The organism is Paraburkholderia sp. RL17-383-BIF-A (assembly GCF_046028015.1).
Lineage (GTDB): Bacteria > Pseudomonadota > Gammaproteobacteria > Burkholderiales > Burkholderiaceae > Paraburkholderia.
This window is the reverse complement of record NZ_JARESR010000017.1, coordinates 101343-125275: the sequence shown is the minus strand read 5'-3', so window position 1 is coordinate 125275 and position 23933 is coordinate 101343. Positions and strand designations below refer to the sequence as shown.

20 protein-coding genes and 1 riboswitch are annotated in these 23933 nt (G+C 62.5%); of the genes, 11 read left to right on the top strand and 9 right to left on the bottom strand.

The window, feature by feature from the left end; genetic code table 11:
• Window positions 1-7 precede the first annotated feature (7 nt).
• Together P0D71_RS20450 and P0D71_RS20445 are read right to left on the bottom strand one after the other, a co-directional pair.
• Window positions 8-4045, bottom strand: coding sequence for a tetratricopeptide repeat protein (locus tag P0D71_RS20450; RefSeq protein ID WP_408481792.1), 4038 nt, complete (start codon window positions 4043-4045; stop codon window positions 8-10).
• Window positions 4035-6722, bottom strand: coding sequence for a polysaccharide deacetylase family protein (locus P0D71_RS20445; protein WP_408481791.1), 2688 nt, complete (start codon window positions 6720-6722; stop codon window positions 4035-4037). Before P0D71_RS20445 ends, P0D71_RS20450 begins: the two co-directional genes overlap by 11 nt.
• On the opposite strand from P0D71_RS20445, the gene P0D71_RS20440 reads away from it, so the two are divergent.
• Both P0D71_RS20440 and P0D71_RS20435 read left to right on the top strand, forming a co-directional pair.
• Entirely contained in the window at window positions 6721-7086 is a 366-nt protein-coding gene (locus tag P0D71_RS20440) for a hypothetical protein (protein ID WP_408481789.1), read from the top strand. The genes P0D71_RS20445 and P0D71_RS20440 overlap by 2 nt on opposite strands.
• A 349-nt stretch (window positions 7087-7435) precedes the next feature.
• A riboswitch (cyclic di-GMP riboswitch) is annotated at window positions 7436-7515 on the top strand.
• Window positions 7516-7571: 56 nt separating this feature from the next.
• The gene (locus P0D71_RS20435; protein WP_408481787.1) at window positions 7572-8456 is read left to right on the top strand and encodes a spherulation-specific family 4 protein; all 885 of its coding nucleotides are present in this window, start codon (window positions 7572-7574) and stop codon (window positions 8454-8456) included.
• Between the two features lie 166 nt (window positions 8457-8622).
• Here the strand turns inward: P0D71_RS20435 and P0D71_RS20430 are convergent, their stop codons facing one another.
• The 3 genes from P0D71_RS20430 to P0D71_RS20420 all read right to left on the bottom strand — a co-directional run bounded on the left by P0D71_RS20430 (window position 8623) and on the right by P0D71_RS20420 (window position 11850).
• Entirely contained in the window at window positions 8623-8916 is a 294-nt protein-coding gene (locus P0D71_RS20430; RefSeq protein ID WP_091795229.1) for a GYD domain-containing protein, read from the bottom strand.
• Between the two features lie 248 nt (window positions 8917-9164).
• The gene (gene dctA, locus P0D71_RS20425) at window positions 9165-10520 is read right to left on the bottom strand and encodes a C4-dicarboxylate transporter DctA (RefSeq protein WP_408481784.1); all 1356 of its coding nucleotides are present in this window, start codon (window positions 10518-10520) and stop codon (window positions 9165-9167) included.
• Between the two features lie 163 nt (window positions 10521-10683).
• On the bottom strand, window positions 10684-11850 hold the full coding sequence (locus P0D71_RS20420; RefSeq protein ID WP_091795236.1) for a mandelate racemase/muconate lactonizing enzyme family protein: 1167 nt from the start codon (window positions 11848-11850) through the stop codon (window positions 10684-10686).
• A 130-nt stretch (window positions 11851-11980) separates the two neighbouring features.
• Here P0D71_RS20420 and P0D71_RS20415 point away from each other — a divergent pair, with 130 nt between their 5' ends.
• The 5 genes from P0D71_RS20415 to P0D71_RS20395 all read left to right on the top strand — a co-directional run bounded on the left by P0D71_RS20415 (window position 11981) and on the right by P0D71_RS20395 (window position 16343).
• Window positions 11981-12940 (top strand): LysR family transcriptional regulator, encoded by a 960-nt coding sequence (locus tag P0D71_RS20415; RefSeq protein ID WP_408481782.1) that lies wholly within the window; start codon window positions 11981-11983, stop codon window positions 12938-12940.
• A gap of 239 nt (window positions 12941-13179) precedes the next feature.
• Window positions 13180-13341, top strand: a complete 162-nt coding sequence (locus P0D71_RS20410; RefSeq protein WP_091795242.1) for a DUF1328 domain-containing protein — start codon at window positions 13180-13182, stop codon at window positions 13339-13341.
• Window positions 13342-13605: 264 nt separating this feature from the next.
• Window positions 13606-14658, top strand: coding sequence for an aliphatic sulfonate ABC transporter substrate-binding protein (locus P0D71_RS20405; protein WP_408481780.1), 1053 nt, complete (start codon window positions 13606-13608; stop codon window positions 14656-14658).
• Window positions 14659-14712: 54 nt separating this feature from the next.
• Window positions 14713-15579, top strand: a complete 867-nt coding sequence (locus P0D71_RS20400; RefSeq protein ID WP_408481779.1) for an ABC transporter permease — start codon at window positions 14713-14715, stop codon at window positions 15577-15579.
• A complete protein-coding gene (locus P0D71_RS20395; protein ID WP_408481778.1) occupies window positions 15576-16343 on the top strand; it encodes an ABC transporter ATP-binding protein in 768 nt (255 codons plus the stop codon). The genes P0D71_RS20400 and P0D71_RS20395 overlap by 4 nt, the downstream gene beginning before the upstream one ends.
• Window positions 16344-16440: 97 nt before the next feature.
• Here the strand turns inward: P0D71_RS20395 and P0D71_RS20390 are convergent, their stop codons facing one another.
• Together P0D71_RS20390 and P0D71_RS20385 are read right to left on the bottom strand one after the other, a co-directional pair.
• A complete protein-coding gene (locus tag P0D71_RS20390; RefSeq protein WP_408481776.1) occupies window positions 16441-17070 on the bottom strand; it encodes a GNAT family N-acetyltransferase in 630 nt (209 codons plus the stop codon).
• A 104-nt stretch (window positions 17071-17174) separates the two neighbouring features.
• Window positions 17175-18080 carry a LysR substrate-binding domain-containing protein gene (locus tag P0D71_RS20385; protein WP_408481774.1) on the bottom strand — a complete coding sequence of 302 codons (906 nt, stop codon included), beginning with the start codon at window positions 18078-18080 and terminating at the stop codon, window positions 17175-17177.
• Between the two features lie 102 nt (window positions 18081-18182).
• Here P0D71_RS20385 and P0D71_RS20380 point away from each other — a divergent pair, with 102 nt between their 5' ends.
• The gene (locus P0D71_RS20380; protein ID WP_408296818.1) at window positions 18183-19073 is read left to right on the top strand and encodes an EamA family transporter; all 891 of its coding nucleotides are present in this window, start codon (window positions 18183-18185) and stop codon (window positions 19071-19073) included.
• A 47-nt stretch (window positions 19074-19120) separates the two neighbouring features.
• Here the strand turns inward: P0D71_RS20380 and rfbC are convergent, their stop codons facing one another.
• The gene (gene rfbC / locus P0D71_RS20375) at window positions 19121-19672 is read right to left on the bottom strand and encodes a dTDP-4-dehydrorhamnose 3,5-epimerase (protein ID WP_091795259.1); all 552 of its coding nucleotides are present in this window, start codon (window positions 19670-19672) and stop codon (window positions 19121-19123) included.
• Window positions 19673-19780: 108 nt separating this feature from the next.
• Entirely contained in the window at window positions 19781-20776 is a 996-nt protein-coding gene (locus P0D71_RS20370; protein WP_091795262.1) for a GlxA family transcriptional regulator, read from the bottom strand.
• A gap of 751 nt (window positions 20777-21527) precedes the next feature.
• On the opposite strand from P0D71_RS20370, the gene P0D71_RS20365 reads away from it, so the two are divergent.
• The 3 genes from P0D71_RS20365 to P0D71_RS20355 all read left to right on the top strand — a co-directional run bounded on the left by P0D71_RS20365 (window position 21528) and on the right by P0D71_RS20355 (window position 23835).
• Window positions 21528-21902 (top strand): hypothetical protein, encoded by a 375-nt coding sequence (locus P0D71_RS20365; protein WP_408481772.1) that lies wholly within the window; start codon window positions 21528-21530, stop codon window positions 21900-21902.
• 318 nt (window positions 21903-22220) lie between these two features.
• On the top strand, window positions 22221-23144 hold the full coding sequence (locus P0D71_RS20360) for a LysR family transcriptional regulator (protein WP_408481770.1): 924 nt from the start codon (window positions 22221-22223) through the stop codon (window positions 23142-23144).
• Window positions 23145-23160: 16 nt separating this feature from the next.
• A complete protein-coding gene (locus tag P0D71_RS20355) occupies window positions 23161-23835 on the top strand; it encodes a response regulator transcription factor (RefSeq protein WP_091795272.1) in 675 nt (224 codons plus the stop codon).
• The last annotated feature ends 98 nt before the right edge of the window (window positions 23836-23933 follow it).

Below are 23933 nucleotides of genomic sequence, written 5' to 3'. Positions count from 1 at the left end.
ATCCGGGTCAATAAAACCAGCTATAGCGAGCGCCGATCTGGGTCACCGGCGTACCGAGACGCGAGACGCGCTGATGCGAGAAATAGAGCGCCGCATGATCGCCGCCGAACACCGTGCCCGCGAGGCCCAGACTGAGCGACGGCCCCCAGCCCTGGAACGAGTCGTGCAATACGCCGACGTCGAGGAACGGCCGCCACGCACGCGTGTACTGATCGATCAGATCGTTGCCGAAGCCGAAGAAGACCCCGTATTGCGAGTACGTCTGCGGGATGAACGTCGACGCGCTAACCGGACCGGCGCTCACGGGAATCAGCCGCGAAATCAGGCCGTCGGCCTCGCCGCTTGCGCTGTAGTCGCCATGCGCACCGATCAGCCGCAGCGTGTAGTCGGGATAATTCGTGCGGATGCGATAACCGATTTCACCGGTCGAGAGCACGCCGCTGCCCAGATAGTTGCGCGCCTGGCTATAGAAGCGATCGGCTTCGACCGTGCCCGTGGCATACAGACTCTGCGTCGCACGGTACGTGATCGTGCCGACCACGTTGTCCTTCATGCCGCCCACCTGCAACGCCTGCGACTCGCGCGCCGTCTGGTTGCGGCCTGCCTTCAAGGCCACCGACAGCGGCGAATTCCTGCCCCACTCCGCAGCCACCGCCACGCTATAGAAACTGTCGAGCGCTTCGCGGCGGCCCACGGTGACCATGAAGGCCGTGTCGTAGGTTTGACGCCGCGCGAAAAACTCCACCGAACGGTCCACCGACGGCACGTTGGTGAGCTGCCCCTGATCCGTGGAGTGCTGGAAGCGCTGCACACCGTTCACACCGACCATGTACAGATCCGCGATCTTGATGCTGCCCGCCAACGTCTGTTCGATGTAATCGAGCGGATGCTCGACGTAACTGGTTACGGTCGCGTCGAGCGATTGCGGCCACGTCAGCGCGGTCTGCTCCAGACGGCTATGCAACTCCGAATCGTAGGGCGCGCCTTCCAGCCCCTGGAACGCGAGGTTTTCAGCCGCGCCCGGACGGTCCACCGCGATCGACGCATCGATACGGTTGTAGATCGGCAAACGCGCGCCTTGCTGGTCGAGCAGCCGCTCCATGGCGGGCTTGTCGTTCTCGGCGAGCGCGATCGCGATCAGTTGCTCCGAAGGCTGCACCAGAACGTTAGCGTACTGGCGAGCCAGCCAGCGCCTGGCCAACGGATTCGCTTCGTGCGACATCGCCCAGGCGAGCGCCACGTCGCGCGCCACTGACGAGCTCAGCGTCGCCTGATCCGGCGACGCCACGGCGGCGTGCGCTTTCACAGGCTGCGCGGGCGGCAGGCCGGCCGCGTCGCCGAGCAGCGTACGGCGTGCTTCGGCGTTGTCGTTGCGGCCCGCGTCGCTCGCGAGCAGATCGATCAGGAACGCCTTGGACACGTCCGCGTTTTCGAAGATCGATGCGAGCGTGACGCGACGGCCGAGCATCTGCTCACGCACTTCGCTGCCCTGCGAGGCGCGCGTGCGCAGCACGATCTGACCTTGCGCGCTGTTGGCGCGCACCTCGGCCTCTTCCTGCTGCATCTGACGCCAGACGTTGCGGCGGATCGACCACGCGAGATCGCTGCGCCCCGCCATTTCCTGCGCTTCCGCATAAGTCAGTTGCCAGAGCGGATCGCGCGACATGGCCGCCGATTGCAGACGCAAATACTTGAGCGCCGCTTCCGGCCGGTTCAAACGCATCTGCGCGGCGGCCAGCGGCCCCCACAAAGACGGTGCCTGCGCGGGCGTGTCACGCCATTCGGCGACCGCCTCACGCAGTTGTGCTTCGCTGCCGTAGTCCACCAGCGTCCAGAGCAGCGCGGCGCGCAAGTCGAGCGTCGCGCCCGGCAACGCCACCGCGTGTTGCAGGTCGTGCAGCGCGTCGAGCGGACGGTCGATCTGCCGATAGTATTCGGCGCGCACGCGCAGAAACGCCGGGTCGGCTTCGGCCGCCGCCAGTTGCTCCGGCGTCAGGCTTTTCAGCAACGCGTCGACGCGATCGTATTGCTCCGCGTCGGTGTAATAGTGGATCGCGCTTTGCAGCGCGCGCTGCGACTGGTCGCGGCGGAACTGCAACTCGGACGTGCGGGCCGCGTCGACGGGATAGGCGTCGTAGAAATACGTCATCGCGCTCAGGTCTTCGGGCGCGGCCTTGCCGCTCGCCAGCAGATGCTTGTAGGCGTCGTTCGCGATGTCGTCACGCTGCAACAGACGCGCGAGTTGCGCGGCATTGCGCCAGAACAGCGTGTCGTCGTCCTTGGCGCCCTTACGCGCGGCGAGCAGCGTGCCGAGCGCGCCCTTGTAGTCGCCGTGGCGATACAGCAGGCTCGCCGTGCGCATCGCGTATTGGGTGTTCGACGGGTACAGCTGGTTCAGCTTGCGGTAGTAGGTCAGCGCTTCGTCGTCGTGACCCGAGCGCTCGGCGAGCTGACCCAGACGCGAGTCGATCGCTTCAGCCGGCGAATTGCGTTGGCGGCTGCGCAGGAACGCGAGCGCGTCGTCCGGGCGGCCCAGACGTTCGTAGGCTGCCACCACCGAGTCGATCAGCTTGACATCGCCGGGCGCCGCATTCGACGCCTGGATCAACGCGGCCAGATAGGCGTTGTCGTCGTTGAGCATCGGCGCGAGACGCATCACGTTTTTCCAGCCTTCCGGGTCGTGCGTGGCCTGGGCGTAAGTGAGCCACATCTGCAAGGCGAGCGGCGACGCGTGGTTCCATTCAGCAACCTGAGCGAGGCGCTTGGTCCAGACCGGCGAGCCCGGATTCTTGCTGACCTGCTCGGTCGCTACGCGCTGTGCATTCGGCAGATCGCTCGATTCGAGGAACGATTGATAGAGCAGGCTCGGAACATCGTTCGACGCGGCTGCGGCGTTCGATCCGGCTGCGGGGCTCGACGCGCCCGTCGGTGCGGCTGCCGCGGCCGTATTGGCTGCGAGGCTCGACGCCGCTGCGGCGGCTGCGGCAGATGCAGCCGATGCGGGATGCCCCGCTGCCACGGTGGATGCCGCGACGCGTACGAGATGCACGTCACCCGCGCCATGCGTGCGGGCGCGCAACGCACGCGCCGCGCCGGCTTGCGGGCCGTCCATATAAGCGTACTGCGCCGGCAAACCGCCTTCGTGCGCGCGTTCGCGGATGAAGTCGACAAGACGCAGCGCGCCGTCTTCGTCCGGCTGTGCCTGCGCATAGCCGGCCAGCGCCTTCGCGTAACGGTCGACCAGATCCGGACGATGCGCGGCGCGCGCCAGGTTCAGCAAGACGACGAGCGTCTCGTGATCGTGAGCAAACGCGGCGCCGTGTTCGTTGGCGGCGGCCAGCGCTTCGTCGAGCAGATTGCCCGATTGCAAGGCCCGAATGCCGGCGATGAAGCACTGACGCTGCGCATCGAAGGTCGCCGCGGCCGCTTGCAGGCGGAACCAGGCGTTCGCCGCGCCGCGATAGTCGCCGCCGTACATGGCGAAGCGCACCACTTCGCGGTTCCACCGCGTTTGCTGCGCCGGATCCTGCGCGGCGAGGCGCGCATAGAGTTGGCCGGCGAGTTGTTGCGCGTTCACCGAGGCGGCTGCCTCAGCCAGCATCTGCAGATCGGCATTCGACCACGACAGGGCCGCCGCATTCGTGAGCTGGGTACGCAAGCGCGCGAGCGCGGCCTCGCGGCCCGGATCATTGGCGGGCAGCGCGAACGTCTCGCGCGTGTCGACGCTCAGGCGCAGCAACTGCGCCGCGCGATGCATCGGTTCGCTGGGAATCGCCTCCATGCGGGTGGCGATACGGCGCGCGTCCTCGTTGCGCCCCAGACGCACATATTGCGTGCCGAGCACCGAGAGGATTTCCGTGTTGTCGGGCTGCACGCGCAGCCATGCTTCGAGATAGGCAATGCTGAGATCGCTCGGCGCGTCGGTCGACGTCATCCGGCTGCGCAGTCCGCCGCGCGGATGCACGAGGTACAGCGTGATCAACACCACACCGGCGAGCAGCAGAACGAGCCACGTGGGCGCGATACGAGGACGATTATCGGCCACAGGCGACCTCGACTGACTTGTAGTTCAGCTTGTGGCCGATATCGGCCTGCGTATCGAAACGCAGGAAATCACCGTCGCGACGCGTGGCGACAGCCTGGTTGTTGACACTGACCTTGCACTGCTGCGCGTTGGCCAGCTTGACGAACGGCTGGTAATGGCCGGCGAATTCGAAACGCATGCCCTGCGGCGTGCGCCGGAAGTTGCGCACGAAACCGTTGGCTTCGCCGATATACGGCGACGCGCTCTGGGTCGCGGCGCCGCCGATCGCAAAGCGGGCGCTGCCGCCGTCGATATGGATATAGGTGCCGTCGGGGCCGTTCGCGAAACCGGTCACGCCCGAAGCGTTATCCAGCGACGGTTTGGCCGCCTGCGGCCAGTGCAGCTCGCGCACTTCGCCATTGCCGCGCACGATCCAGTCGGCCGCCTGCGGGCCCACCTCTTTCGCCACCGCGAACGTGTGCCAGTCGAGCACCTTGCGGATGTACTCGCTCACGTAGACCGGCATGACCGGCTGCTTGAGCACCGTCGAAAAGATCTGGTCGAGCGCGCGCAACGAGGCCACCTTGGTGCCGCTGTACATGTGGTAATAGATGTCGATCGGCTTGAAGCGCAGCGGCCGGTCGGTCATCGAGAAAGTTTCGAGCACGCGCGTGAAGCCATAGAACGGGCCTTGCCAGTCGTTCGTGTAGACGTTCTCGTCCTGGTTCGGCGCATACACCTGATAGGCGCCAGGGCCCTTGTCCACGCCGATCGGCGCGATATTGGTCCAGCTATTGGCCGACTTCGTGATGACCGTGTCGCCGCCGTTGAAGTTGTAGACGCCCGCCTCGTACACCTTGCGCACGACGAAACCCGGCGGCCGGCAGTCGCCCGACCACTGCAGAATCACGGTCTTCTTGCCGGCCGGCGCGAGACGCGTGTTGATATAGTCGATCGAACCGGTGATCTCACGGTCGATATTGAAGTGATAACCCGGAATGTTCAGCGAGAACGCCGCGTCGCCGCCTCCGCGGTCCACTTGCGCGCCGGTCTTGCTGTCCACCTGCTCCCATTGGAACGGATGCGAATACGTGTGCGTGCCGATTTCGACGTGCGGCAGCGCGAACATTTTGCGGGCGATCTCTTCCAGACGCGGCGAGATCTCCGGATGCAGGCCCTTCGGACCGACCTCGCCTTCGATCACCGAGAGTGTCATCGGCACCTGGTAGCGGGTGAAGATCTGCTGATACAGCGCTTCGCCCGAATAGTCGGGGCCGGGGAACTCGGCGCGCGAAGCGAAACCGTCGCCGTCCACGTGCGACATGAACAGACGCCGGCCGTTTTCGGTCGTGACGCTCGGCGACGGCATGTCCTGCAAATGCAGCGCCGCTTTCATGAACGCCATCGGTTGAATGGCCCAACGCTCCTGCTCGATGCTGTCGAGCGAGGTCACCGTGTAAGGACTCAGCGCATAGCCGCCCCACGGCGTGAGCGCAACCTGGTCGAGCAGGACGCCGTTGGCCGACACGCGCAGCAACGGCTGGCTGCGCGAACCCACGCGCACGCCTTGCAGATCGCGCGGCTCCGGCTTCGGGCTGATTTCGAAGCCGACCATCGGGTCGCTCTTGACCACCGTGACCGGCGCGGCCAGCGTGCCGCCCACCGCTTGCAGATCGAGCGCCGCGCCGGCCGAACCGGCGGCGTCGAAGCCGAACTGGCCGAGGAAGGCGACCGGAATGTGATCCGCCATGCGGGCGGCGACCCAGCGTTGCCACGCCTCGGGATCGGGCACCGCGCCGCGCTGGATCCACGCGACCACGCCCGCATAACGGTCTGGCGTGATGGCGTCCGGCAGACGCGACGAGAAGTCGGCGTACTCGACGTCGTAGCCCATATAGTTGAGCGGCGTGGCCAGATCGCGCACGCCGGCGCTCAGGTCGAGCGGGTCTTTGGTGTCGCGGTCCTGCACGACGAGAATCTTGCGCGGCAGCACTTCGATCTTGCCGATGCCGACCACGTCGCGGGCCTTGCTCGTGACATACGGCAGCATGCCGGCCGACACGACGCGCGCGGCCGTATCACGGGCGCATTGCCGGTCGTTGCGGGCGCAATACTCCAGCGACACGACAGGCACGCGGGTTTGCTGCGTGAACGCGCGGGCCGCCGCAATGCGTTGCGCGCGCAACGATTCCGCGACTTCGAGAAGCTGGCCGCCGTCGTCCACGCCGCGAATCAGCGAATCGCCGACCACCGCGTAGAGCGACTTCGCATACGGCAGCGCGTTGCGCATGACGTCGGCGCCGCCCGCCACGAGCCGCGCGTCCGGATGCGCATCATGAATACGCCCGGCCGCGGCGATGGCCGCGGGCGTGTCGAGCAGGAAGCCGCGATAGCCGCGCTGCCACAGCGGCTCAATCTGACTGGAGAGGAAAGCCTCGGCCGAACCGGCGGACTCCGCACCGTTAGTGCGCGCGATCCACGTGGTATGAGCCAGCGGATGGGCCGCCGGATCAAAGCCGGTAGCCGGATCGACCACGACCGAGTCGAATGCCTGTAATTCGCCGACTGGCGGATTGGCCGCGTAAAAGAAAGCCAGGTTGGGCTGAGAGGAAGCAGAACTGGCGGCCGCGGCAGCGGACTGCAACGGCGCAACCTCAGCATGCGTCACGAGCGGTGCGATACCGGCCGTGCCGAGCATGACCGCAATCAAGGTGCGTGTAAGAAATCGTTCGCCCGCACTTTCGACAACCCCGCAAGAGTCCCAGCCGGCGCGCGCCCGGGTCCGCTTCTTCATCGCCAAAATCTTTTCCCCGTTCAGTCTGAACGCGAGCGGCGTTAACTCCGTATGGAGAAAATTTCCGCTAGCTGATTTAAAGCCGGCCCAATCTGCATTATTTACACGACGCAAATTCGACGTTGCGATGGATGCGAAACCGACTCTTTGTTTGTTTCCTGCTAAGGCCGAGGAAGATAGCACATCAGATAGGACCGTCTCAAGCTCGCATACGCCAATGTCTGACGCTGGACAGTTAAACAATGAAAAACGCATCCACTTGAATTGAAAGGCAAACGATTGCGCGCCGAAGTGCGAACGCTATTGCCCGACCCGCTCCTCCAAAATCGATTCGTCAAGCGATTCGTGAATGTGTTGGTAAATCGCTGCAGCAAGTCCGATCGATACTCCGCCGAACTTCAATCTTCTGATCAATAATCGTAAAAAATTTGAACTGGCGTGCTTTTTCGTAAAGCGTTCGATTCATTTAAATGATTTGGACAACGCACGTGTGGTACAAAAAATACCGAAAAGCAAATTCCCAAAAACGATATCGGAACATCGGTCACACGCCTCTCGCTTCAAACGCGGCAAAAAAAATCGAACGGCGCCCTAAAGAAATCCGAAGGGATGCCGTTAGCGCAGTTGGGCAAACCCGGAGCGATCCGGCGACGCAAAACTATAGGGACTCCCCTGCGGGAGTTCGCCAGTTGCCCGCCGTATCCACGGCGGGCCAATCGACAGCGGTTTCAAAAGACCGCGTCAGGAGGCTACATGCAAAAAAATCGGGGAATGGGTGCGGTTGCGGTTGAATTTGCATTTGCATTTGCATTTGCTGCTTCGGAATCGGCGGAGAAAACCCGCCTCCTGGGCCGAACCGGCAAATGTTTGAAACGGGCCGGACTGATCGCGGGCCTGTTAGTGGGATGCCTGAACGGCACTGCCTTCGCGGCCACCACCACAACCACGAGCGTCGTCGTCCCCTCCTACTTCAACGCCACCAGTAGCGTCGCGAACTGGAACAGTCTCACGACCACGGCGCGCAAAGTGCCGACCACCGCCATTCTGAATCCGAACAGCGGTCCCGGCGTCAAGGAAGATCCGAACTATGCCGCCGCCGTCGCCAAACTGCGCGCCGCGGGCGGCAAGGTACTGGGCTATGTGTCCACGTCTTACGGCAAGCGCTCGCTGTCGGCGGTCGTGACCGACATCAACACTTATGTGGCGCTGTATAAGGTGGACGGCTTCTTCATCGACGAGATGACGTCCGACAGCCAGATGTCGCACATCCAGTTCTACCAGTCGATCTACAACTACATCAAAGGGCTGAACGCCACCTATTCGGTAACGGCCAATCCGGGCACCAACATTCCTGAGTTGTACGCGAGCCTGCCGACGGCCGACCAGTTCGTCGTGTTCGAGAGCACCGCCAAGAGCTACGCGAAATACCAGCCGATGAGCTGGCAGGCCGCCTATCCGAAGAGCCGCTTCGTGCACATGGTGTACGGCGCGACCGCCGCGCAACTGCCGGGCGTCGTGCAATACGCGAAGGCGCACGGCGCGGGCGGCGTGTATGTGACGTCGCTGTCCGGTGGCAATCCGTATAAAGCACTGCCGCCCTACTGGAGCGATGAGGTGACGGACGCCGCCAAGCCTTGATGCGCCAACTCATGGCGGCATGACTCATGCCGCCATGATGCTGGCCGCGGCGGGCGCGATGCGTTTCGTTTCAATGCCCGTCGGTTGAGAACTGTATTTGTTGAGCGCTCTGCCCTGCCGGCGGTTTTCGTCTGCAGGGCTTTTGCGTTGCGCGCGGGGGCGCGTTTTATGGAAGTTTGCCGATAATCGCGCTGCACTCGTCCTTCGTAAAAGCGCGCAGCGTTCGCGTGCGGACGTTGCCGGCCGAGCCCAGCGCGTATCCGAATGACGCGAAGCTCTGCTCGTCCGGTGCTTCGATCAGCGTGACAATGTCATATTCGCCCAACGTCCAGTAGATCTCTTTCATTTCACAGCCAAAGGTCTTGGCTAATTCCGCCGCTTGACCCGCACGCTGCGGGCTGTTTTTGATGTTACGGATTCCCTGATCAGTGAATTGTGCAAGTACCACATACGTCGCCATGACGATTCCCCTTACGATTGACACGAGACGGGATTCAGACGCGCAAGTCGGATCGCGAACGCTATTGCGCCGTTGATGCGCGAAAGCGTTCTGCGCGCAATCCAAGTGTAGGTAATGGCAACGCGCGCCACCGGATGTTTGCTGTGATGCGCGTGACAATCATCTCTCGTGTCGATTCCTCACAAGCGAATGCAACGCCCGGTGAATACACCGGCGCGAGGTCGCGCCGGTTGATCACGGAGGTCGATTCAATGCGTGCGGGGCCGGATAACGATGTCATCTGGAGGCGTCCGATCCGTCGGCGCCTGCGCGGGTAACTCCAGCGCATCGAGGTTCGTGTCGACCTTGTCGAGCATGGCGCGGGCGCGGTTCATATCGAGCGCACCTTCCCATCGCGCCACCACGATGGTCGCCACTCCGTTGCCGATCAGGTTCGTGACCGCTCGCGCCTCGTTGAGAAAGCGGTCGACACCTAACAGCAGCACCAGTCCGGACACGGGGATCTTGTGCATCGAGGCCAGCGTGGCGGCCAGTGCGACGAACCCGGCTCCGGCTACGCCCGCCGACCCTTTGGATGTCAGCAGCAGCACGCCGAGAAGCAGAAGCTGGTCCCAGATCGTCAGGTGGATGTTCAGCGCTCGCGCAACGAACATCGAAGCCATGGTCAGGTAAATCGCCGTACCGTCGGCATTGAACGTATAGCCTGTAGGCAGCACCATCCCGACCACAGGGCGCGAGCAACCCAGCTTCTCCATTTTGATCATCATCTGCGGCAGCACTGCTTCGGTCGAAGCCGTACCGAGCGTAATGAAGATTTCGTCCTTGATATAGCGGAGATACTTCCACAGCGACAATCCGCTCATTCGCATGACCAGTCCAAGCACGACGACCACGAAGAAAATCGAGGTCAGGTAAAGGCACAGCATCAACTGACCGAACGATGCCAGCGTGCCGATTCCGTACTTCGCGATGGTAAATGCCATGCCGCCAAACGCGCCGACAGGCGCGACATACATCACGATTCGCACGACGCCGAACATGCCCTGAAGGAACATGTCGAGCATGTCGACGAACGGCGCGGTACGTGGACCCAGTTTAGCGAGAGCGATCGCGAACAGTAGCGAAAAGAAAATGATCGGCAGGATATCGCCATTCGCAAACGCGCCGACAACGCTGTTCGGCACGATGCTCATGAAGAACTCGAGCATGCCGTGCTGTTGCGCCGCATGGGTGTAGGTAGAAATCGACGAACTGTCGATATGGGCGGGATCGATGTTCATACCGCTGCCCGGCTTGATGACGTTCACGACAACGAGGCCAACGGCAAGAGCAATCGTCGAGGCAACCTCGAAGTACACGAGCGCCTTGACGCCCACGCGGCCGGCCTCATGAAGATCGTTCATGCGGGCAATACCCACGACAACGGATGCGAAGATGATCGGCGCAAGCAGCATCCGGATCAGTTTGATGAACAGATCGCCCAGTGGTTTGAGTTGAGAACCGATGTCAGGGTAGAAATGGCCGACGAGGACACCGGCAACAATGCCAATCAGAACCTGTACGTAGAGCCTGGAAAGCGATTTTCCAATCTTTGAAACCCGCATGACTGTCTCCTATGCGTGGCATCTTCTAATGAAATTCAGGGTGAGCACTCGCAGCGGCATCCACCACCGCGGTGCGCACGGACCGAATTCTCCGGCGTTCTCTTTGTCTGTTTTTGTGAACGCCACGCCGACACACGTGCCGGCGTGTAGGGTTGCTAAGGACTTATGCCGACAGCTTTTGCATCTCGGCAAAGAGATCGGCCTTTCCTTCGAAGCCGATGCCCGGCAGATCGGGCATGGTGATATAGCCGTTGTCCACTTTCACGCCGTCGGGGAAACCGCCGTAGGGCTGGAAAAGGTCCGGATACGATTCGTTGCCGCCCAGCCCGAGGCCGGCGGCGATGTTCAACGACATCTGGTGTCCGCCGTGCGGAATGCAGCGGCTCGGCGACCAGCCGTGCTGATGCAGCATGTCGAGCGTGCGCAGATATTCGACGAGGCCATAGCTCAACGCGCAATCGAACTGCAGCCAGTCACGATCAGGACGCATGCCGCCGTAGCGAATGAGGTTGCGGGCATCCTGCATCGAGAACAGGTCTTCGCCGGTCGCCATGGGCTTGTCGTAGTAATTGCGAAGCGTGGCCTGCAATTCGTAGTCGAGCGGATCGCCCGGTTCTTCGTACCAGAACAGGTCGTATTGCGAGAGCGCTTTGGCGTACTGGATCGCCGTGTCGAGATCGAAGCGGCCATTGGCGTCGACAGCAAGTTTCTGTCCGTCACCCAGCACGCTCAGAATCGAGTCGATGCGGCGCAGATCTTCATCGAGCGAAGCACCGCCGATTTTCTTCTTCACGACCGTATAGCCCCGGTCAATGTAGCTGCGCATTTCGTCTTTCAGCTTTCCATGGTCCTGGCCGGGATAGTAGTAACCGCCCGCCGCATAAACGAAAATCTTGCGGTCCGGTTGCCCATTACCGTAGCGGTCAGCCAGCAACTGAAACAGCGGCTTGCCTTCGATTTTCGCCACCGCGTCCCAGATTGCCATGTCGATGGTGCCGATCGCCACCGAGCGTTCGCCATGGCCGCCCGGCTTTTCATTCGTGAACATGGTGGCCCAGATCCTGTGCGGATCGAGGTTGTCGCCGGCGTCGTTGACGAGCGTGGTGGGATCGGCTTCGAGAATGCGCGGAATGAAGCGCTCGCGCATCAGCTTGCCCTGGCCGTAGCGGCCATTGGAATTGAAGCCGTAACCGACTACCGGCTTTCCGTCGCGCATGACATCCGTCACCACGGCGACGAGGCTCAGCGTCATCTTGCTGAAGTCGATGTAGGCATTGCGGATCGGGGAACTGATCGGAACGGTTTTTTCGCGGATTTCAACGATTCTCATCGCGGGGTCTCCTGAGTTTTGGGCACGTATTGCATGCGTCAGGCTGCAATGGAAACTAGCTTATCCGCGAAACGCCGCGCTAGAATTCGCCTAAATTCATTTCATTTTTTACTTTAGGCGAATAACCAGAGTGGCCACTGACCCGGCATCCGATTTCGAGTTTTTCATCCTCCTTGCCAGACTGAAAAGCCTGTCGGGCGCGGCGCGCGCTCTCGACCTCACCCCGCCGGCGGCAACCAAACGTCTGGGGCTGATCGAACAGAAACTGGGCGCGCGGCTGGTCAACAGAACCACGCGCAGCGTCAGCCTGACGCCGGAAGGCGAGACCTATCTGCACTATGCCGCGCAAATTGTCGGGCAGATCCGGCAGATGGAAGACGAGATATCCGGGACTCGGTCGGACCCTCATGGCCTGTTACGGATCAATGCCACGCTGGGTTTCGGGCGTACGACCATCGCGCCGCTCGTGTCTGACTTCGCGAAGCGCTTTCCGAATGTCGAAATTCAGTTTGAAGTCACCGACCGGCCCATCGACCTCGTGGAAGAAGCATTCGACATGGCGATCCGCTTCGGCGAGCTTCCCGACAGCCGGCTTAGCGCGCGGCGCATCATGAGCAATCGCCGTTTTCTTTGCGCCTCGCCCAAATACCTCGAACGCTTTGGGACACCGGAACGCGTGGAGGACCTCGTTCGGCACCGTTGCATCATTCATCGGCAGAACGACGATGCCTATGGCGTCTGGCGATATATGCAGGGCGACCACACCGAAGCGCTGAAAGTCAAAGGAGCGCTGTCGAGCAATGACGGCGATATCGTGCTGCGGTGGGCGCTCGACGGGCACGGCATATTGATCCGCTCCGAGTGGGATCTCGCGAAGTACGTTCAGAGCGGCAGATTGAAACTCGTCTTGCCGGAAACGGTGCTGCCTTCGGCCGATCTGTTTGTCTACTATCCCAACCAGCGGAACCAGACCGCGCGCGCACGGGCATTCATCGACTTTCTGATCGATCACTTTCAGGCGCCGTTTATCCCCGTTGAAACTGGCGCCTTGATCTACGCTCAAAAGAAGAAAACAGGCCGTAAGCCATGAGCCGTGCGCCGCAGCGGTGTGACTTTGTCTTTCAGAACGGCTGAGGCACACGGAAGGAATGATGCGCCAGAAGGCGCAACGCACCCTCCCGCGATTCTAGGCAGCGCGCGAGACGCCGGGTCTGGGCACACCTATTGCTCTATTCCGCTCGCCGGCAAATAACCCGTCAAGGCACGCAGTGCCCACAACGAGTCGCCGTTTCTCATGATCAATCCAGCAATCCACCGGTGGGAGGCCCCATGCTTCGATACGCTGCAATCTTCTTCATTATCGCAATCATCGCCGCAGTATTCGGCTTTGGCGGCATTGCCGCAGGCGCGACGGAAATCGCCAAGATCCTGTTCTTCATCTTCGTGGTGATCTTCCTCGTCACCTTGCTGATGGGCGTGATGCGACGCTGATGAGCGCCTAGTCCGTTTCGGCGGAAACACCCCTATCCCGGCGCGAGAATCAGCACTACGTTGCAATACTTGCCACACGGTATTGCAATTATTGCTGCCCGTGCCGGGGTTCTTCCCTGGATTTCTTCCCTCCTCGCTCCGCCCACCGCCCCTGCTCTGCAATAGCGCCAGAACTGCTTTGATTCTGAACTTTAATTGGTTCGCTTGCGTGAGCGCTTTCGCTACATTGAACGTCCAGATCAAGATCGATCACAAGGACAATCAATGGCACTGGTTCGGGGTTTTGCATTCTTCGCGGCGGCACACCAATCGCCCGCTCGCCGCGCGCGCGTTCTGCGCAAGTTCATGACGACAGCAGCGGCCGCGCTCGCGCTGTGCTTCGTTGGCAGCACGCAGGCTGCGCCGCTTGCCGAACTGAAGCTCGACTACGCGTATTACTCGCCGGAAAGCCTCGTCATCAAGCGCAACGGCTGGCTGGAACAGGAGTTCGCCGCCGACCATACCCCGGTCAAATGGGTGCTCAGCCTCGGCAGCAACCGCGCGCTCGAGTATCTGAACAGCGGCGCGATCGATATCGGCTCGACGGCGGGTCTGGCCGCCGTTCTCGGCAAGGCGAACGGCAATCCGATCCGCGCCGTCTATATTTTTTCGCGCCCCGAGTGGACCGCGCTCGTCGTACGCAAGGACTCGCCCATCAAGAGTCTCGCCGACCTGAAAGGCAAGAAGATCGCCGCAACCAAGGGCACCGACCCGTTCCTCTTCACGTTGCGCGCGCTGCATACGGCGGGACTGTCGCGCGACGACGTCGAACTCGTGAATCTCCAGCATCCGGATGGCCGCACCGCCCTTGCCAATGGACAGGTCGACGCATGGGCCGGTCTCGATCCGCACATGGCCGCCGCGCAGGTGGACGACGGCGCGCGCCTCTTGTACCGGAACGTCGACTTCAATACGTGGGGCTTCCTGAACGCGCGCGAGGACTTTATCCGCGAGCATGGGGACGCGCTCGCCCGCGTGCTGAAGGTGTATGAGAAAGCGCGCGTGTGGATCGCCGCGCATCCCGACGACACGGCGAAGATCGTCTCCGAAGAATCGAAGGTGTCGCTCGCGGTCGCGAAGCTGCAACTCAGCCGTAACGACTTCAGCCACCCGCAGCCCGGCGCGCAGCAGATCGCCGCGCTCAAAGCCGCGGCGCCGATTCTCGTCGATGAGCAACTGGTGAAGAGCGGGACGGATCTCAACCAGGTCATCGACGCGTTGATCGATCCGAAAATCGCCCAACCTGTCATCGCGTCCGCTAACACCAACGCGAAATAATGTGCTCAATACGAATCTCGCAAGCAGTCAGTGCATGCACCGGCGGTGGCAACCATGGCCGCCACTGAAGAGACGCTCGCGCTTGCGAGCCGCGCGTCGCAACGGCTGTCCGCGAACGAGCCAGTGCTGGATCAGCGCACCCGCGACCCGTTGCGCCCGTGGCGCTATGCCGGGCTTGCGCTGCCGGTTTTATTTCTCGCAGCGATCGAAGCGCTGGTCCGGTCGTCCGTGTTGCCGGCGCACCTCGTGCCCGCGCCGAGTTCTATCGTAGAAACGCTGTGGGAACTCGGCGGCACACGCCTCGCGCGGCATGTCGGCGCGAGCGTCGCGCGCGTGTGCGCAGGCTTTGCACTCGGCTCCGTGTTTGCATTGCTGATCGGCGCGGCCATGGGGCTGAGTCGCCGCGTCGATGCACTGCTCGACCCCGCGTTTCAGGCGCTGCGCGCGATTCCTTCGCTCGCCTGGGTGCCGATCCTTTTGCTCTGGATGGGTATCGACGAAGCCCCCAAAATCACGCTGATCGCGATTGGCGCATTCTTTCCGGTGCAGCTTGGCGTCGTGGCCGGCATACAGGGCGTCGACCGCAAGCTGATCGAGTTCGGTGAAGTCAACCGGCTGACGCGACGCGCGCTGTTCACACGCATCCTCCTGCCCGCGTCGATGCCGCAGATTTTCACGGGCTTGCGTACCGGCCTGAGCCTTGCGTGGATGTTCATGGTTGCCGCGGAGCTGATCGCCGCGACGTGCGGACTCGGCTATCTGCTGAGCGACGGGCGCGAGACTGGCCGGCCTGATCTCGTCTTCGGCGCGATCCTGCTGCTCGCGCTGCTCGGCAAACTGAGCGACGGGGCCTTCAAGGCGATCGAGACGCGCATGCTGTCCTGGCGCGACGCACGCAATGGGCCGGGAGACGCGCAATGAGCCATGCTCCCGCCGCCATGCTCGAAGTGCGCGGGCTGACCCGGCGCTTCGGGCAACGCACGGTGTTCGAACAGGTATCGTTTGAAGTGGCTCGCGGTGAGATCGTCAGTCTGGTCGGCCCCAGCGGATGTGGAAAAAGCACGCTGCTTCGCGCGATTGCAGGCCTCGATCGGGACACCGCGGGTTCGGTGCTGCTTGAGCAGCAACCGCAGCGCGGCCCTTCCGGGAGGATCGGCGTGATCTTTCAGGAGCCGCGGCTGCTGCCGTGGCTAAGCGTTGCCGACAATATCGCGTTCGCGGCCGGACCGCGACAGGGACACGATCCACGCGTCGATGCGCTGCTCGCCGAGGTCGGTCTGCCAGGCATTCGCGATGCGCTGCCCAAGCGGCTGTCGGGCGGCATGGCGCAACGTGTGGCGCTGGCGCGCGGCCTGTTCGCGGAGCCCGACCTGCTGCTGCTCGACGAGCCGTTCAGCGCCGTCGACGCGATCACGCGCTCACGCTTGCAACACGTCCTGCTTTCGTTGACGCATGCACACAGGACAGCCGCGCTGCTGGTCACGCACGATCTCGACGAAGCGCTTTATCTTTCTGACCGCGTGCTGTTGTTGTCGCCGCCTGGTGATGGGCGCCCGAGCCGCATCACGCGTGAGATCCACATCGCTGCACCGCGCCCTCGAAACTTGCGCGATCCTGCGCTGGACGCGCTACGCGACGATTTGCTCGAAGGAATCGCGCACAGTGGGCTGACAGTCGACGATTAAAGCCCGATCAAATTGACGATTCATCGCGCCGATACATTTAGATCGTTGTGAGCTGCGCCTCGCCAGCCATTGACTCACGCTCGGCGCGTCCCAGTGTTCACGCCGCTCGCGCAATCTGCGCTCGCGCGCTCAATCGATGCGACCAGTTGGCGAGCGTGCGCGTCGCCACCGGCGGCTTGCTCAGGATCGCGCTGTCGTAACGCTTGCCGTCGAAGCGCACGAAATCGACGATACGAAACCCCTGGCCACGGTAAAACGCGATCAGATGCGCGGCCGGTTGCGGCGTATCGAGCGCAAGCTCGGCATAACCTCGCGTCGCGGCCCAATGGTCGGCGAATGCGATCAGCAAGGTGCCGATCCCGCGCGCCTGCCACACCGGCTCGACCGCGAACTGCCGCAAGCTGGCGATATCGTCGCGACGGTAAAGCTCGCAGGCCGACTCACGGTCCGGGGCATAGAGCGTCATCGTACCCACGATGCGTCCGGCGCATACCGCCGCATAGCAATCGCCGCGCGTTGCGCGCAGGCGTGTCGTCTCGACGGTCTGATCGACGTAAGTGCAATTGAGGCCCATCGCGCCGAGCGGCGTGAAGGCGCGATGCAACATTGCCGTCAGCGCAACGAACGAATCGCGCGCCGGATCGAAGCGGCGCAATTCGACACGGCCCACGCCGTGACACACGTAATCGATACGAACGGATTGTTGCGTCGTTGCACGTCGCTTCACGTTGAGCACCTCGCGGTATCAGGATGCCCGAAGTGTAGATTTCGAGTGGGTGCGTCTCAAGAAAAAATGTCGTAAAAACTCACATGGGAGCGCTGAATGGCGCACTAGCCCGCAGCCGACGCAAGCTGTGGCTCGCCTTCGCGCAAGCCGAGATGCAATTCCTCGCAGAGGAACGTTTGCAAGGTTTGCACGGCCGCCGCCTGCGCGCCGGAAACCTCCCGCATGAAGAGCCCGAAGTCCGCCGTTGGCGCATCGGGCAAACCCTCGGCCTGGCCGAGCACGCGCATCGACTCCGAGCGGATGTTGCCGTCGAGCAGCACCGATACGCCAAGCCCGGCTTCGACGGCGGATTGCACGGCCGGCAGGCTGGTGCTCGTGCACACGATGCGCCACGCGATCCCCGCGCGCCGTAGCGCCGTCAGCACCTGCTGCTGCCACAGACACGCGTCGCCGAATGCCACCACCGGCAACGGCGCCCGCGCGTCGCGGCCAAAGCCGCGCGCGCCGACCCAGAAGAGGGGCTGCGTCCACGTAAGAAGCGGCGCGGCGTCGACCAGCGCGGGATCGCCGACCACCACGTCGAGGCTGCCGTCCGCGAGCCGGTTCGACAATGCCGCACTGCTGTCGACCACGATTTCCAGCGCCACTTGCGGGTATGCGATCGAAAAACGCCGCAATGCCCGCGGCAAACGGCCGACCGCAATGTCCTCCAGCATACCGAGCCGCACGGTGCCGGACACTTGCCCGGCGCCCAACGCGCGGCGCGCGTCGGCACCCGCACCGAGGATCGTGTGAGCATAGGGCAGCAACAGATGCCCGGCTTCGGTGAGTTGCACGCCGCGCGGCGAGCGGTCGAGCAAACGCTGCCCCAGTTCTTCTTCGAGCCGGCGCAACTGCATGCTCACCGCCGCCTGAGTACGCGCGAGCCGCGCCGCCGCCACACCCACCGCGCCCGTCTCCGCCACGGTGACAAAGGCGCGCAGCAGGCTGCTGTCGAGATCTCGGGTCATAAAAGTTCTTGAAGTCGGCATAAGAAATATCAACTTATCTTAATACCGCACGCACCGATAAGATAGGGTCAACAGATTCCATCGAGCGGCACACCGACGACCATGCAGGACACGACTATTCAATCCCCGCTGAATTCCTCGCAGAACGACGTGAAGCCGGCCCGCGCCGCCGCCGGGGCGGCGTTGCTGTGCGTGCTGTCGATGTCGAGCGTGCAATTCGGCGCCGCCCTCTCCGCACCGACGATGGCCGCATACGGTTCGCTCAGCACCACGTGGCTGCGCCTGTGCTGGGCGGCGCTGGTGCTCGCGCTGCTGGTGCGCCCGCGCTTCAGAAGCTACTCGCGTTCGCACTGGATGGCCGCCGGCGCGCTCGGCGCGGCGATGGCCGGCATGACGTTGTGCTTCTTCACGGCGCTCCAGCGCATTCCGCTAGGGCTTGCCGTCGCGATCGACTTTCTCGGGCCGCTCGCAGTGGCGACCTTCGCGGTGCGCCGCGCGCGGGCATTGCTGTGGCCCGCGCTGGCGATTGCCGGTGTGATACTGCTTTCGCGCGATCGCGCCGGCTGGATCGGCGAACCGCTCGGCGTGCTGCTCGCGTGCGCCGCGGCGCTCGGCTGGGGCAGCTATATCGTGTTGATGAAAAAGACCGGCACCCTGTTCGCGGGACTCGAAGGACTGTCGGTGTCGCTGATCGCCGCCGCGCTCGTGGCCACGCCGTTCGGACTGGCGCAAAGCGGGCTGCACGTCGCGGGCGCCCAGGTCGCGGCGACGGCGGGCCTCGCGCTACTGGTCCCGCTGCTGCCGTATGCGCTCGAAATGGTGGCATTGCGGCACATGCCGGCCGGTTCATTCGGGATCCTGATGAGTGTCGAACCGGCAATCGGCGCGTTAGCGGGCTTCGTCGTGCTGAATCAGGCGATGGGGGTATTGCAGATCGCGGGTTCGCTGCTGGTGGTCACTGCAAGTGTCGGCGCCGTGGTCGCAAGCCGCTGATCGGAAGCGCAGGACAGCGGCACGCGCGGCTGCACTCCGCGCTGCGCTCAGGCGATGTTTTCCGCTTCGTAGAGACGCCGGCCCGCGGCATCCTTCGCGCCGAGGATCGGCTCGAAATCGATTGGCCACTCAATGCCAATGTCGGGATCGCGCCACAGGATGCAGCGCTCCAGTTCGGGAAACCAGTATTCCGTGGTCTTCCACAAACACTCGGCGACGTCGGACAGCACCACGAAACCGTGCGCAAAGCCCGGCGGCACCCAGATCTGGCGGTGGTTGGCCGCGCTCAGATGCGCCCCGCACCACTTGCCGAAATTCGGCGAATTGAGCCGTACGTCCACGGCGACGCCGAACACTTCGCCCACGACGACCCGCATGAGCCGCCCTTGAGGACGCTGCACCTGATAGTGCAGCCCGCGCAATACGCCATGCACCGCGCTCGAATGCCGGTCCTGCACAAACTGGAAAGCTTGCGAGACGTCACAGTTAAACTCGTCCTCGCTAAAGCTCTCGAAGCAGAAGCCGAATTCGTCGCAAAACACCTCGGGCTCGATGAGCTTGACCTCCGGCAATGCCGTCGCGATCACCTTGTTGCCCATTGCCGCTGTACTCGTAAGAAGCTAGACCGGCGAAAACGCGGCCGTGATGGCGGCCGCGTCCAATTCGCATAAGGCGCGCGGCTAATGGCGCAGCCGCATTCACCAACACTACGCCTGCGTCACGACGCGGCTGCGGGCGCGATATTCCGTTGGAGATAACGCCATGCGCTTGCGGAAGATTTTCGCCAGACGATCGCCATTACCCGTACCACTGCGGCGCGCGATCTTGTCGACCGGTAATTCGGTCTCGGTCAGGAAGTTGCAGGCAATGCGCAGGCGTATCTGCAACAGATAGTCCGACGGGGTGACCTGCATTTCGTGCTTGAAACGCCGCAGAAAATTGCGCTCGCTCATCGCCGCCACCTGCGCGGCGTCCGCCACCGAAACCGGACGGTCGCAATTCGCCTCCATCCACCGCGCCGCGGCACGGATTTTTTCGGCCACGCTGAGCGTGCCACCTTCAGCCGGCAACGGCACCCAGGTGGCGGCCATGCCGGGCATCACACGGTCGGCGACGCTGCGGGCGAGTTCGGCGCCAAGGTCACGCTTGATGAACATGAGCGCGCTGCGCGCACAGTCATGCCGATCATTCGATGCGCTCAGTGCGGAGTCGTTGGTCACGCTGTTCAGATAGCGGTTCACCTGCGGTCCGTCGTGATCCGACGGGCAGGCCGCTTCCAGAACGAGCCGACCTTCACCGATCGTTTCGATCGCGCGAGTGCGCGATTGCACCGCGCGCAGCCAGCCAAGCACGCGCTCGTCGCGCGCCGCCACATGCGCACCGTAGCCACCGGCGATAAACAGTACGTCGAAGCCGCTGCCGAAACGCGCGTCGATCCGGTCAGTCCAGATGCGCGCCGAAGAGGAGCTGGCGACGCTGCCGCCGTCCATTGAAAGGAATTGCACTTCGTAAGGCTGTTCTTCGCCAGCGCGTGACGCGGTGAGTTCATTGGCGGTCTGGAACATCTCCACCACCGTGCCCGGCCCCAGAAGCCAGAAGCCGTCGAAAAGCAACACGCCGATTCGCCGCGTCGCATTACGCGCGCTCAGTGTCGGCGTATGCAGCCAGGTGATCCTCGCAGTATCAAGGTGCATGTGCGGCATGATATTTCCCCAGGCTGTCGTACATTGTGGACCCCGATCCCGTTAGCGGCCGATATGAACGGAATGATTATGACGAGGAAGATTTCGGACAACGCCACTTAACGGATTAAGCGTGATGTTAGCCGAACCCCTCGCTATAGTAAATTTGAAAAACAAATACTATCGAAAAACGGAATGTATGAAGAAAGCAGTTATCGGGTGTTTGATATGAGGCACGCTGGTCGTATCGGATCCGCTGCCAATCGCTGCGGCACTGAACTTTGGCTCCAGCGCCGGAAGTGGCTACCAGACGACCTTTTCGGTCATCGTGGCGTATCGCTCACGCCCCTGTCAAGCAAGCTGTTTTGTGACTTACGTATGTCGCAGCCACATTCAAAAGTGTTTCAAACCTGAAATCCAAACCTCGCAGATAATGACCGTTCCATAGCACCTTCATTCGCAAATCGGGAATTTAACGGCCACCTCGATGCAACCGGTCGTTATTTATCCGTTCAACTTCGATTTAAGGTTTTTCAGCGCATTTCTCGAACGACTAAAAATGTTTCTATATTGAAACATCGGGCCGGTTAAAAGTATGACTTAATCGATATTTGCAGCGCGCGGCGGTCGGAACTCTGGCGGATCGCAGGGCCGGTGCGGTGCGCACGTTCCTTAAACAAAGTTTCATCCACGGATCGCGCACTTTAAGGATTTCCCCGGCATGGCCGCGACATAATTCCTGCACCGTGATAGTTGCACAAGGAGCCAGGACATGTCGCGCCCCATGAGCATTGAAAGAGTCAACGAATATGGTCAGAACGCGGTTCGCATCGCCGTCGAAGGCGGCGTCGTACTGCTCGAGGCGGCCGATCTGGACGCGGTGATCGAACACCTCGGCGTCTTGCGCGCCGCCATGCGCCCGGAAGTGCCCACGGAGCCGCTGCGCACCCACCAGTATGTGATCGAGATCGACCCGTGCTGGCACACCGAAAAGCATCCGCTGCACGACGGCGCAGTGCTGTTCCTGCGTCATTCCGGTCTCGGCTGGGCCGGTTTCGCACTGCCGGCCGAAAACCTCGCCAAATTGCATCACGCGCTCACGCGCCACCTGGAAGACTCGCGGGCAACTCACGGCATGCTCAGCTGAAGCATCCGCGCGCGGGGGTTTGTTGCGCGTCGCGCAGCACTGCGTTTCAGATCACGCGTGCACCGCGCCATGCAGCCCCCCACTTCGGACGCACCCCGGCTGCCGTCACTTTCATTCAAGCCTCTTCCATAAGCGCGCCTCGTCCGCGCGCTTTCTCCTTGCTTAGTTTTGCTGATCTTTATTTCCGGAACCGGAAGCAGTTCGCGCACGCAGTTCATGAACATTGCACGAAATTAAAAAAGACTTAATGCACCTAGCAGCGCGGATTTATCCACCATCGCCGATGATGCGTCCATCGCCCTTCTCTACCGTTCCAACATGAACCAGCTACAAGCGATGCGTGTCTTCATTCGGGTAGTCGATCTCGCCAGCTTCAATCTCGCGGCGAGACAGTTAGGTATGTCCGCGGCGGCGGTCACGCGCAGCGTCGGCACCCTGGAAGCGCATCTGAACATGCGCTTGCTGAACCGCACCACGCGCAGTCTTTCGCTGACGGACGTGGGGCGCGAATATCTGGACGGTTGCCGCGCGATCATCGAAAAGCTCGACGAAATGGAATCCAGTCTGCTTGAAACCACGCGCGACCCCCAAGGCACATTACGGATCGCCACGCCAATGACCTTCGCCACCACGGGGCTGGGCGCGCTACTCGCCGCTTACCGCGCGCTGCATCCACGCGTGGACTTCGACGTGACCACGTTCGATACGCACATCGATCTCGTGGAGGGCGGCTTCGATGTGTGCTTCTCCGACGACCGGCGCCTCGCCAATTCCAGCCTGGTCAGCCGCACACTCACCAGCGTCGACGAGCTCACCGTTGCCTCGCCCACCTATCTCGCACGCAACGGCACGCCTCGCGATCCCGCGGCGCTGAACCGGCACGGTCTGCTGACCGTGTCCGACGGTTCGTCGCGAGCCTGGGAGTTCGCGGATGCCGACGGCATCTATCGCGTCAGCACCGGCAGTGCGCTCACCGCCACCAGCAGCGCGATGGTGCGTGCGGCTGCGCTCAACCACATGGGCATCGCGTTGCTGCCCATGTCGATCATCGCGGACGATCTCGCGCGCGGCGCGTTGATTCCGGTGCTCGAACAGTTCGAGATCAACGGCGGCTCGCGCCACGTGTCGATTCTCTACTCCGGCCGGAATTACCTTTCGATGCGCGTGCGCACCTTCATCGACTTCGCGGTCGGCCAGTATCGCGCGCCGGACCGCCCGGTCGCCTTGCGCGCGGTCGCCTGAATCGGGTCCGCGCATCATGCCGAGAATATTGACGATTGAAGACGACGAATTGATCGCTCACGACATCGTTCGCACGCTCAGCGCGAGCGGCTTTTCCGTCGATGTGGCGCGCACGGGCCGGGAAGGCATGGCCAAAGCAATGGCAGGCGACTACGACGTCGTGACGCTCGATCGCATGCTGCCCGATCTCGACGGCTTGACGATCGTCGCGACCATGCGCGGCGTGGGCATGGAAACGCCCGTGCTGGTGATGAGCGCGATGTCCGATGTCGATCAGCGCATACAGGGCCTGCGAGCCGGCGGCGACGACTATCTGACCAAGCCCTTCTCGCCCGAGGAAATGTTCGCGCGCGTCGAGGTGCTGTTGCGGCGGCGCCCACGTCATGCGAAAGCTGAAACCATGCTGCGCAACGGCGCGCTGGAGCTGGACCTGGTACGCCGCAAAGTCACCCACCGCCAGCGCGAACTCGATCTGCAACCCACTGAATTCCGTGTACTCGAATTCATGATGCGCCACACCGGCCAGGTGCTCACCCGCACGATGATTTTCGAAGCCGTATGGGGTTGCCGCTTCGACCCGGGCACCAACCTGATCGACGTGCACGTGGGGCGTTTGCGCAAGAAAGTCGAAATGCCCGGCGAGCGTCCGTTGATTCGCACGATTCGCGGCTCAGGTTATCTGTTCGGCTGACCGACACATTCCCGTTTTCACAGACAGGCATTAGCGCTGCATGCAGCGCTAATGCCGTTTGCGCAGGCCTATCGAGGCAATCGCCGGTCAAACGCCGC

Bases quoted from the DNA above. Each gene is read 5' to 3' on its own strand.
- P0D71_RS20360 (WP_408481770.1), top strand. From the start codon at position 22,221: ATGAACCAGCTACAAGCGATGCGTGTCTTCATTCGGGTAGTCGATCTC.
- P0D71_RS20430 (WP_091795229.1), bottom strand. From the start codon at position 8,916: ATGGCGACGTATGTGGTACTTGCACAATTCACTGATCAGGGAATCCGT.
- dctA (WP_408481784.1), bottom strand. From the start codon at position 10,520: ATGCGGGTTTCAAAGATTGGAAAATCGCTTTCCAGGCTCTACGTACAG.
- P0D71_RS20440 (WP_408481789.1), top strand. From the start codon at position 6,721: ATGACCGCAATCAAGGTGCGTGTAAGAAATCGTTCGCCCGCACTTTCG.
- P0D71_RS20385 (WP_408481774.1), bottom strand. From the start codon at position 18,080: ATGACCCGAGATCTCGACAGCAGCCTGCTGCGCGCCTTTGTCACCGTG.
- P0D71_RS20445 (WP_408481791.1), bottom strand. From the start codon at position 6,722: ATGCTCGGCACGGCCGGTATCGCACCGCTCGTGACGCATGCTGAGGTT.
- P0D71_RS20410 (WP_091795242.1), top strand. From the start codon at position 13,180: ATGCTTCGATACGCTGCAATCTTCTTCATTATCGCAATCATCGCCGCA.
- P0D71_RS20405 (WP_408481780.1), top strand. From the start codon at position 13,606: ATGGCACTGGTTCGGGGTTTTGCATTCTTCGCGGCGGCACACCAATCG.
- P0D71_RS20420 (WP_091795236.1), bottom strand. From the start codon at position 11,850: ATGAGAATCGTTGAAATCCGCGAAAAAACCGTTCCGATCAGTTCCCCG.
- rfbC (WP_091795259.1), bottom strand. From the start codon at position 19,672: ATGGGCAACAAGGTGATCGCGACGGCATTGCCGGAGGTCAAGCTCATC.
- P0D71_RS20380 (WP_408296818.1), top strand. From the start codon at position 18,183: ATGCAGGACACGACTATTCAATCCCCGCTGAATTCCTCGCAGAACGAC.
- P0D71_RS20395 (WP_408481778.1), top strand. From the start codon at position 15,576: ATGAGCCATGCTCCCGCCGCCATGCTCGAAGTGCGCGGGCTGACCCGG.
- P0D71_RS20370 (WP_091795262.1), bottom strand. From the start codon at position 20,776: ATGCCGCACATGCACCTTGATACTGCGAGGATCACCTGGCTGCATACG.
- P0D71_RS20400 (WP_408481779.1), top strand. From the start codon at position 14,713: ATGGCCGCCACTGAAGAGACGCTCGCGCTTGCGAGCCGCGCGTCGCAA.
- P0D71_RS20435 (WP_408481787.1), top strand. From the start codon at position 7,572: ATGCAAAAAAATCGGGGAATGGGTGCGGTTGCGGTTGAATTTGCATTT.
- P0D71_RS20365 (WP_408481772.1), top strand. From the start codon at position 21,528: ATGTCGCGCCCCATGAGCATTGAAAGAGTCAACGAATATGGTCAGAAC.
- P0D71_RS20355 (WP_091795272.1), top strand. From the start codon at position 23,161: ATGCCGAGAATATTGACGATTGAAGACGACGAATTGATCGCTCACGAC.